Source organism: Neisseria sp. HMSC03D10 (assembly GCF_001807625.1).
Taxonomy (GTDB): Bacteria; Pseudomonadota; Gammaproteobacteria; order Burkholderiales; family Neisseriaceae; genus Neisseria; species Neisseria mucosa.
In genome coordinates this window covers 15,565-22,760 of sequence record NZ_KV789492.1, presented here as the reverse complement: position 1 = coordinate 22,760, position 7,196 = coordinate 15,565, and the positions used below count along the sequence as shown (strand labels likewise).

Here is a 7,196-nt window from a genome sequence, read left to right as displayed (position 1 = left end):
CGTCTGAAAACCGTTTTCAGACGACCTTTTATCTGTTTTAAAAATACTCAAGACTGCTGCCGTTTTTTCGCCTGAGCGTCAAACTCCGCCAGCGTCATGTTCAAAGTCTGCAAACACGGCGTCATCACCGCATCGACGGCTTGGTTCACATGATCCCTTTCCACAGGCGACGGGCGGTAAACGAAGAGCTTGAAGAGTTCGCTCAACTCAATCGAATCCGCCCCCGTTTTCAACACCCAGCCCTGACGGCCGTTGTAGATATAGCCGTGCCGCGCCAGCTTTTCCAGAAGCTCGCCCAACTCATCGTAGCCCATATTGATATGTCGTCTGAACTCCTGAACAGGCAAGGCTTTGCCCTCTTTTTGCGCCGCATCCAAAAGCAGCAGGATTTTCAACACATCGTCAAACCGCCCGCGCGAATCGAATCCTCTGCGGAACGCATCGCCCTGCCAATAAGACAGCGACGAAGTCAACACCGCACCACCCAACACCAGCGTCCACAGCAAATTCAGCCACGCCAAAAAAAACGGCACGGCGGCAAACGCCCCGTAAATCGAGCGGTAGCCGTCGAAATTGCCCATATACCAAGCAAACAGGAAACGCGCCGTCTCCAAACAAAACGCCGTGACCAAAGCCCCGATAAACGCATGATGCCCGGGCACGAAGCGGTTGGGTACGAAACGGTACAACCCCCACAACAAAAGCGTTGCGAAAAACAGCGTGCCTAAGGTTTGCAGTAACCCCACCACCCATTGCGGCGCAAACGAAGCCAGCGCAGAATCCTGCACCGACCCGACCATAAAAGAAATCCCCACGCCCAAAGACAGCGGCCCAAACGTCAGCAACGCCCAATACACCAAAAACTGCATCATCCAAGGCCGCTGCGAATTGACCCGCCAAATCCGGTTGAACGCATTATCAATCGTCCGAATCAGCATCAGCGACGTCACCACCAGCATCACACTGCCGATCGCCGTCAACTTCCCCGCCTGATTGCGGAACGCATTGATATAATCAAACACCATGTCCGCACCCTGCGGCACAATAGTCTGATTGACGAACGCCACAAAAGAGTCCGACCAACGGTCGAACACAGGGAAAATCGAAGCGACCGCCACCATCACCGTCAACACCGGTACCAAAGCCAGAAGCGTCGTAAAAGTCATACTCGACGCCGCCTGCGGCACACGCTCCTCATCGAAACGCCGGACCACAAACCACGCAAACACAAACGCCTTACTACCCAACAAACCTTGCCACCACTTCAAAAACGGCATAATCTTTCCCGAAAAAATAACCAATTAAAATAAAAAACAGAAAACGCCGCAGCGCACTCTACATCGTCTGAAAACACAGCTTCAACAGCCAAACACCTATTTCCCACCAACCCCATTGTAACGGAATACCCAAATGAACCCAAATCCCCTCAAAATCCTCGTCCTCTACTACTCCCAAAACGGCAGCACCCTCAACCTCGCCCGCCAAATCGCACGCGGCATCGAAAGCGTCGCAGGCTGCGAAGCCGTATTGCGCACCGTCCCCAAAGTCTCCACCGTCTGCGAAGCCGTCGAAAAAGACATCCCCGACAGCGGCGCGCCCTACGCCACCGCCGAAGACCTCAAAACCTGCGCCGCCCTCGCCCTAGGCAGCCCCACCCGCTTCGGCAACATGGCGGCCGCCATGAAATACTTCATCGACGGCACCATCCCCCTGTGGCTCGGTGCAGAACTCGCCGGCAAACCCGCCACCGTCTTCACCAGCACCTCCTCCCAACACGGCGGACAAGAAACCACCCTCCTCACCATGATGCTCCCCCTCCTGCACCACGGCATGATCATCAGCGGCATCCCCTACACCGAATCCGCCCTCAGCAACACCCAAAGCGGCGGCACCCCCTACGGCGCATCCCACGTCGCCGGACACGACGGCAAACCCGTCCTGACCGCCGAAGAAAACGACATCGCCTTCGCACAAGGCAAACGGCTGGCAGAACTCGCCGTCAAGTTGGCTTAAGGCGGGCAGTTTAGAAATCCAATCTGCCAAAAACTAAAAGGTCGTCTGAAAACCTGATTTCCAAGTTTTCAGACGACCTTTTTATTATTCTCAAATCCCGTCATCCCAGTTTTTTAGCCATGATTAAACTGCCCTTCGCGCAAAAATGTTGCGGTCTGCTCGGCGGTAATGTGTTTAAACAGCATACAGCTGTGGCTGACGGGCAAGATAACGTGGTCGCGCATATTCGGGCAGCGGGTTTCGCTGACCAAAACCGTACCGTCGTGTTCGCCGTGCAAACCCAATACGCGCCCCAGCCCGAGCGGCTTGTTGCCGGCGATGCTGCCCAGTTCGATATGTTCGGGCAAATCGGGCGTGCCGCCGTCGAGTGCATCGCGATAAGCGCCGCCGAGTACGGGGGTTTTCAACCCGAGCCGGAACACCCTTTGCGCAGCCCGGCTGCCTTGGTGGGGCGTACCGAAGGTAACGATGCGGCCGGTGATTTTTTCGGGATGGGTGGCGGCAAAGTGGCGTAACACCAGCCCACCCAGACTGTGTCCGGCAAAATGCAGAGGCTCGCCCGTATCGTGTTTTTCGACAAACTCTGCCAACGCCTGCGTGTGCTGCTGCATGGTGTGCCAGACGCTGTAATAACCGAACAGAGAAACGTCAAAGCCTTGCTTTTCCAGCATATCCGCTAAAGGTTTCATCACCCAAGAGTGCATGTGCAGTCCGTGTAATAAGATGATTTTCGACATGAAGACCTCCTGTATTTTTGCCGCCAGCATTATGCCATAAGTCAGTCAGACCGTATTGCGGACGCATTTTGTCTTTTGAAAACGGGTTTAAGCTCCGGTTAAAATCTGTTGCCGTATTTTCAGACGACCTCTGTTGGAACGGATCAGGTTTAAAAGTCCGCCGCAAAGCAAAAAGGTCGTCTGAAAACCTGATTTCCAAGTTTTCAGACGACCTTTTGTTCAAACCATGCTTACTCGTCGGCTTTATAACCTTTGAGGGCAAAAAAGACGATGTAGAGGTAGCACACGGCTGATACGACAAAAGACGACATCAGGCTGTAAGTATCGACCGCCCAACCTTGTACGACCGGAACAATCGCACCGCCGACAATGGCAGTACAGAGTACGCCTGAAGCAGCATTGGTGAATTTACCGAGATTTTTGGTCGCCAGCGAGAAGATGGTCGGGAACATGATGGAGTTGAAGAAGCCGATGGCAAGCAGCGACCACATGGCGACGTCGGCATTGCCTTTACCGGTCATCATGGCGATGATGAGCAGGACAACGGCGATAGTGGCGTTGAAGGCAAGGTAGCGGTTGGGCGCGATTTTCGCCATGACTGCCGAGCCAAGGAAGCGTCCGACCATCGCGCCGCCCCAATAGAACGACAGGTATTGGGCGGCGGAAGCGTGATCCATCCCTTTCAGGAAGCCCAAGACATTGACCATCAATGAGCCGATGGATACTTCGGCACCGACGTAGCAGAAAATACCTGCCGCACCAAGGACGAGGTGTTTGTATTGCCACACGCTGCTTTTGCCGTCGTGGTTGTGTTCGCTTTCTTCTTCGGCGATTTTGCGCGCGTCAGGCAGGCGGATCATCTTCACGAAGACGGCAAGGATAATCAACAGGCCTGCCAAACCCAAGTAAGGGATTTGAACGGAGGAAATCTGTTCGGCTTTGCTGGCGGTCTGCGTTGCATCTGCCAGAATCAGGAATGCGCCGATTTGCGGGGCAATGGTCGTACCCAATGAGTTGAATGCCTGCACCAAAGTCAGCGTAGCGGATTCTTTGCCCGGTTTCGCCAACAAGGTTACATACGGGTTGCCTGCAACCTGCAATAGGGTTACGCCTGAAGCAAGAATGAAGAGCGCGCCCAAGAAAGTCGGGTAAGAGTGACTGCCCGCAGCGGGATAAAACAGCAAGCATCCGACGGCGGTCAGCAAGAAGCCGCCGATGACGCCGTTTTTATAGCCGATTTTACCGACGAGATGCCCCATCGGAATCGACATGATGGCATAGGCGGTAAAAAAACAGAATTGAATCAGCATCGCCTGAACATAAGTCAGCTCGAAAATTTCTTTCAGATGCGGAATCAGGATGTCGTTCATGCAGGTGATGAAACCCATCATGAAGAAGAGCGTGGTCAGGACGACCAGCGCGGAATTATGGTTTTGTTGTGATGGCGTAGACATGATTTGCCTTTCGATTTATTGGAATTGACCGTACAAACAGTTAATATCCGTTAATAACGGGCCGAATCATACTGGCTTTTGCCATTCTTGCAAACACTGGAAATGCGCCGACTACATAGAGTTTCAGCAAGATTCTGTCCGATAACGCATTTTTATAGACAGAATCCGTCTGAATTTTACAATTAACCTGCCCGAAAACGACTTAAAATCTTATTTCAGACGACCTTTGACCTGACGCAAACTTATCCGCCATGCCCCTCATTTACGCCTATCTCGGACTCGCCGCCTCCGCCTTTACCTCCGCCACCATCCTGCCCGGCACGTCCGAAGCCGCCTTCGCCGCGTTTATCTACACCTATCCCGAACAGGCATACGGCGCATGGTTGTGCGCCGGACTGGCAAACGGCTTGGGCAGCATGGTTTCCTATTGGATGGGGCGGCTGATTCCGTCCAAGAAAAGGTCGTCTGAAAAGACCCTGCGCCTGCTCCAACGCTGGGGCACCCTGCCCCTTTTGTTTGCCTGGCTGCCTGTCATCGGCGACGCACTGCCCATTGCCGCAGGCTGGCTCAGGCTCAACCCCTACACCTCCGCACTCATGCTCCTGACCGGAAAAATCCTGCGCTACGGCATCATCCTCGCCGGTATCAAAGGCATGATGTAAACCATTTGCGCAAAACCTGCCGCATTCATTTTCAGACGACCTGAAACAGCGTAAAATCCCAAAGGAAATATCCCGTCCCTTCATTTTTGCAAAGCGAGAAATCATGTTCTTCAAGCACATCGAAGCCGCCCCCGCCGACCCCATCTTAGGCTTGGGCGAAGCATTCAAAGCCGAAACCCGTCCCGAAAAAGTCAACCTCGGCATCGGCGTTTATAAAGACGCATCCGGCGCGACCCCCATCGTCAAAGCCGTCAAAGAAGCCGAAAAACGCCTGCTCGAGAGCGAAACCACCAAAAACTACCTCACCATCGACGGCGTTGCCGACTACAACGAACAAACCCAAATCCTCCTCTTTGGAAGAGACCACGAAATCGTTGCCAGCCGCCGCGCCAAAACCGCCCAAAGCCTCGGCGGTACAGGCGCGTTGCGTATTGCCGCCGAGTTCGCCAAACGCCAGTTGAACGCACAAACCGTCTGGATTTCCAACCCCACATGGCCCAACCACAACGCCATCTTCAAAGCCGTCGGCATCCAAGACAAGCCCTACCGCTACTACGACGCCGCCAAACACGGCCTAGACTGGGACGGCATGATTGAAGACCTCGGCCAAGCGCAAAAAGGCGACATCGTCCTGTTGCACGGCTGCTGCCACAACCCCACCGGTATCGACCCCACGCCCGAACAATGGGAAACCCTCGCCAAACTCTCCGCCGAAAAAGGCTGGCTGCCCCTGTTTGACTTCGCCTACCAAGGCTTCGGCAACGGCCTCGAAGAAGACGCATACGGCTTGCGCACCTTCTTGAAATACAACAAAGAATTGCTCATCGCCAGCTCCTATTCCAAAAACTTCGGCATGTATAACGAACGCGTCGGCGCGTTTACCTTAGTCGCAGAAGACGAAGCAACCGCCGCCCGCGCCCACAGCCAAGTCAAAACCATCATCCGCACCCTCTACTCCAACCCCGCCTCCCACGGCGCGAACACCATCGCCCTCGTGTTGAAAGACGCGGATTTGAAAGCACAATGGATTGCCGAACTCGACGAAATGCGCGGCCGCATCAAAGCCATGCGCCAAAAATTCGTCGAACTGCTCAAAGCCAAAGGCGTAAATCAAGACTTCGACTTCATCATCGAACAAAACGGCATGTTCTCCTTCAGCGGCCTCACGCCCGAACAAGTCGACCGCCTGAAAAACGAGTTCGCCATCTACGCCGTACGCTCCGGCCGCATCAACGTTGCCGGTATTACCGATGACAACATCGACTACCTGTGCGAAAGCATCGTAAAAGTGTTGTAATCCGCATCAGGCAATACCAAAAGGTCGTCTGAAAACCTAAATACCGTTTTCAGACGACCTTTCCCCACCTTTTGACACAAAAACCCCTTAAAGCATCACATTATGAGACCCACACTAGACGTCATCATCCCCTGCTACAACTCCGCCGCCACCCTTCAAGCGGCTGTCGAAAGCGCCGTTTCCCAACCCGCCGTCGAAAACGTCTGGCTGATTGACGACGCCTCCATCGACGACACACGCCTTATCATGAGCGACCTCGCCGCCATCCATCCGAAAGTCCGTTGCGAATATATGCTCGAAAACGGCGGCGCCGCCAAAGCCCGCAACTGGGGCGCCATGCAAAGCCAAGCCGACTTCATCGCCTTCCTCGACGCCGACGACGTCTATGAAAACAACGTCCTCAACGCCACCTACCTCGGCTTGGAAGCCTACTCCTACCTCAGCCTGGTCCGCCTCAAATTGCGTCCCGTCGGCTTTCCCGAACACTACCTCAACCACCCGCAATTCCCCACTGCATGGGAAAGGCTGCAAATGACCGGCGGCGGCAACACCGTATTCCGCCGCAGCATCTTTCTCGCCTGCGGCGGCTTTCCGCAAGACGAACTCTTCCGAATCTTCGGCGGCGAAGATGCCGCACTCGGCATCGCCCTGACCCGCAACAGCGTCGTCGGCTACCTCTTTGAAGAACGCGATCCCGCCGTCAGACACAACTACCGCCCCGGCATCCACGCCGAGCGCCTGCTCGATGCCGAACTTTTCGGCAAAACCATCCCCGGACTGACCATAGACCACCAAAACGAAGCCGAAGCCGTCACCCGCCGCATCGGCCGCCGCCTTCAAGAAGTCAAAGCACACTCAACCTTCGAAGAAGCCGGCACCATGCCACTCTACCCCGAGTACGAATAAGCAGGCATCAACGCCAAAACCCGTCCGAACGGTTGCATCACATTGCTTAAAGCAAAAAGGTCGTCTGAAATCTTGTTTTCAGACAACCTTTATTCATATAGTGGATTAACTTTAAATCAGGACAAGG

General features: G+C 54.4%; 7 protein-coding genes. 4 read left to right on the top strand and 3 right to left on the bottom strand.

All coding sequences use genetic code 11. The features are described 5' to 3' along the window. Positions 1-47: 47 nt before the first annotated feature. Positions 48-1,277 carry a YihY family inner membrane protein gene (locus HMPREF3066_RS01320; protein WP_070439932.1) on the bottom strand — a complete coding sequence of 410 codons (1,230 nt, stop codon included), beginning with the start codon at positions 1,275-1,277 and terminating at the stop codon, positions 48-50. A gap of 133 nt (positions 1,278-1,410) precedes the next feature. Between HMPREF3066_RS01320 and wrbA the strand changes: the two genes are divergently transcribed. Continuing rightward, on the top strand, positions 1,411-2,013 hold the full coding sequence (wrbA, locus tag HMPREF3066_RS01315; RefSeq protein ID WP_049222498.1) for an NAD(P)H:quinone oxidoreductase: 603 nt from the start codon (positions 1,411-1,413) through the stop codon (positions 2,011-2,013). A 113-nt stretch (positions 2,014-2,126) separates the two neighbouring features. On the opposite strand, the gene HMPREF3066_RS01310 is transcribed toward wrbA, so the two are convergent. Both HMPREF3066_RS01310 and HMPREF3066_RS01305 read right to left on the bottom strand, forming a co-directional pair. Continuing rightward, complete coding sequence (locus tag HMPREF3066_RS01310; RefSeq protein ID WP_070439931.1) at positions 2,127-2,750, bottom strand: serine aminopeptidase domain-containing protein; 624 nt, start codon at positions 2,748-2,750, stop codon at positions 2,127-2,129. Positions 2,751-2,980: 230 nt separating this feature from the next. Continuing rightward, positions 2,981-4,204, bottom strand: coding sequence for a sugar MFS transporter (locus HMPREF3066_RS01305; RefSeq protein WP_060975331.1), 1,224 nt, complete (start codon positions 4,202-4,204; stop codon positions 2,981-2,983). A 251-nt stretch (positions 4,205-4,455) separates the two neighbouring features. Between HMPREF3066_RS01305 and HMPREF3066_RS01300 the strand changes: the two genes are divergently transcribed. The 3 genes from HMPREF3066_RS01300 to HMPREF3066_RS01290 all read left to right on the top strand — a co-directional run bounded on the left by HMPREF3066_RS01300 (position 4,456) and on the right by HMPREF3066_RS01290 (position 7,069). Further along, positions 4,456-4,866: a YqaA family protein gene (locus HMPREF3066_RS01300; protein ID WP_060975330.1), complete on the top strand. Its 411-nt coding sequence runs from the start codon at positions 4,456-4,458 to the stop codon at positions 4,864-4,866. A gap of 103 nt (positions 4,867-4,969) precedes the next feature. Then, entirely contained in the window at positions 4,970-6,163 is a 1,194-nt protein-coding gene (locus HMPREF3066_RS01295; protein ID WP_070439930.1) for an amino acid aminotransferase, read from the top strand. Between the two features lie 102 nt (positions 6,164-6,265). Beyond that, complete coding sequence (locus HMPREF3066_RS01290; protein ID WP_019271112.1) at positions 6,266-7,069, top strand: glycosyltransferase family 2 protein; 804 nt, start codon at positions 6,266-6,268, stop codon at positions 7,067-7,069. Positions 7,070-7,196 lie beyond the last annotated feature (127 nt).